Here is a 2,194-nt window from a genome sequence, read left to right on the forward strand (position 1 = left end):
ACCCCTGAAGGGGATGGGTTTTATAGCTCCCCCACACCCCCTCTTTTCTATAAGCATGCTCCTCGGGCGAACGCGAAAAGAGGGCGAGGGCGCGCGCCGCTTCGTAATCTACCGGTTCGCCATCGCGCACAAGCGCGGTCAAAGGGATCGTGGCTTCTGACCGCACCCCTTCCGAACGCACGCTCACGATGCGCCACGACTGCGCGTCGTCGCGCCGCAACGGCGACAAAAGTCGCTTCTCGAACGGGCAGCTCCAACACGAGCGCACCGGAGTAGTCGGCGATTCCGCCCATCACGTCGAGCCGTCCGGGTGCGCGCGCGACCACGATCTGCTCGTCTGCCGTGAACAGTGGGCCGTCGCAACGCTCGAACTCCTTCGAGCGCCGCGATGAACATCAACCAAGGTGTCTTGCAGCTTGAGCGTCTCGGGTCGCAACGCTTGAACTCCTTCGAGCGCCGCGATGAACATCAATAGATCGTCGCGCGTCTTGTCCTCGATCAACTCGTATCGAAGCATCTCCGTCACCTGCGCTTCTCCAACATCTTCGCGCACTCGGCCCGTCCGATCTCGCCGACCGCTATCCTTTCTCCAACAGCCCGCGACGCGCCAAAGCGCGCTGAAGTAGCGGTTCGATCTCGGCGCGGATCGCTGCGTTCGCGTAGCCGACCCAAGCGACATCCGCTTCGACCGTGAGCGGCGCATCGAGTGCGCATCCATCTGGGCCGGTGATGATCGCCCCGGCTTCACGCGCGATCAACTCCGTGCACAGATCATATGGGTGGCAGCAGATGCCGAGCAGCAGCCCCCGCGCGCGCAGTCGACGCGCCATCAGCGGGCGGAGATCGGCGATGAACCGATCATGTCCCATCACGAGTTCGTAGAGCTGTCCGCCCGTCGAAGGATACTGGTCCTCGAAGCAGTGCGCTTTGCCGGGCTGGACCGGGCCGAGCGCCTCGCGCACGATCTCTTCATCGATCGCCGCCAACTCGTCGCGCGCTCCCGGAAAGAATCGCGCCACGTACGCATAGCCGTGCCGGATCGTCGTCGCACGCGATGGCTGCAAACGCAACGGCGTGCGTTCGCCCGTCAAACGGTTCCATCGTTCGGCCTGCGCGCCGCGCCCGCGCACCGCCCAGAGCACGTCGCCCAGATGCTGTTTGAGCGTCGGGATCTCGGTCTGCACCGCGAGCACGATGTCGCGCAGAGAGGTCTGTGCGCCGCGGTTGGGCGCAACGCCCGTCAGCACCCACGCGCTACGCTTCTGATACATGAGCGATCGCGTTCCATCCACGGGATCAACGATGATGCGCCACACCGCTTCTTCTTCGCGCGCTCCCGAAGGCAACACGACCGCTCCGCCCCCGATCCCTTCGGCGATGAGCACCAGCGGCGCGTCGCGCGCGATCTCCGAAAAGCCACAGATGAGCGCCTCTTCACCGACGCGATCGATCGCGTAGATCGTATCGCCCGCAACCTCATCGGCGACGACGCGCGACAACTCTTCAAGGGCCACGCGCTCGCATTCGGCGACGATGCGCTCACGCAATCGCTCGTGCAATCGCTTGATGGGTTCGAGCAGCCTCTGTGCTTCGTCGATCATCGCCCCCTCACCCGAAAACATCTTTTCGCGCACGCAAGCTTGAATTCCCCGCGCGTCGCGCGACCGCTCAAGCTTCCTCCTCGTCGCCGTCACGCGAGCGCGCCCGCAAGATGCCGTCGTCGCGTTTCTCGGCGCCAAGCTCTCCTCTGATGCCTCGTGGCTTTGCCTGTGACTGCGTGTCCTACACGTGATGCCTTCTGGCACAGCGATTTCGCTGCCGCACTTCCCACAGGACCGCAGTTCGTCACGTCAACCGCTTGTCCGTGAGCGAAGCCGAGCCCAAAAGCCGCCAAAACTGGGCCGGTCGCCCGTTGCGCGTGTACGAAACAGATGGCGTCGAAAAGAGCGTGCGCGGCTTGCGCTTTCATGTGCGGCATGAACACCTCGAAGACGTGGTAGGTCGAAGTCAAGAGGAAACGGTCTTCGTGCACGAGGAAGAGCAATTGCAGGCAGTTGATGGGCTGCGCGATTTCGCCATCGCCACAAACGCGCGGAACGCAGGAAAGATTGTGACGTCCTTCCCCGAATCCATTCGGGAACATCTGCGAGCAGCATGATAGGTGCTCACGACCGCTCACTTCAACTTGCAACTA

The 2,194-nt window shown here is 63.1% G+C and carries 4 protein-coding genes; 1 reads left to right on the forward strand and 3 read right to left on the reverse strand.

Annotated elements, in window-relative coordinates; translation table 11 throughout:
• Positions 1-47: 47 nt before the first annotated feature.
• The 3 genes from C4334_RS14510 to C4334_RS14520 all read right to left on the reverse strand — a co-directional run bounded on the left by C4334_RS14510 (position 48) and on the right by C4334_RS14520 (position 1,622).
• Positions 48-293 (reverse strand): hypothetical protein, encoded by a 246-nt coding sequence (locus C4334_RS14510; protein ID WP_352432808.1) that lies wholly within the window; start codon positions 291-293, stop codon positions 48-50.
• Positions 293-517, reverse strand: a complete 225-nt coding sequence (locus C4334_RS14515; RefSeq protein WP_352432805.1) for a hypothetical protein — start codon at positions 515-517, stop codon at positions 293-295. Before C4334_RS14515 ends, C4334_RS14510 begins: the two co-directional genes overlap by 1 nt.
• A gap of 61 nt (positions 518-578) precedes the next feature.
• Entirely contained in the window at positions 579-1,622 is a 1,044-nt protein-coding gene (locus C4334_RS14520; RefSeq protein WP_352432806.1) for an inositol monophosphatase, read from the reverse strand.
• A gap of 242 nt (positions 1,623-1,864) precedes the next feature.
• On the opposite strand from C4334_RS14520, the gene C4334_RS14525 reads away from it, so the two are divergent.
• A complete protein-coding gene (locus tag C4334_RS14525) occupies positions 1,865-2,158 on the forward strand; it encodes a hypothetical protein (protein ID WP_352432807.1) in 294 nt (97 codons plus the stop codon).
• Positions 2,159-2,194 lie beyond the last annotated feature (36 nt).

The sequence above is a fragment of the Pyrinomonas sp. genome, assembly GCF_040289685.1.
Lineage (GTDB): Bacteria > Acidobacteriota > Blastocatellia > Pyrinomonadales > Pyrinomonadaceae > Pyrinomonas.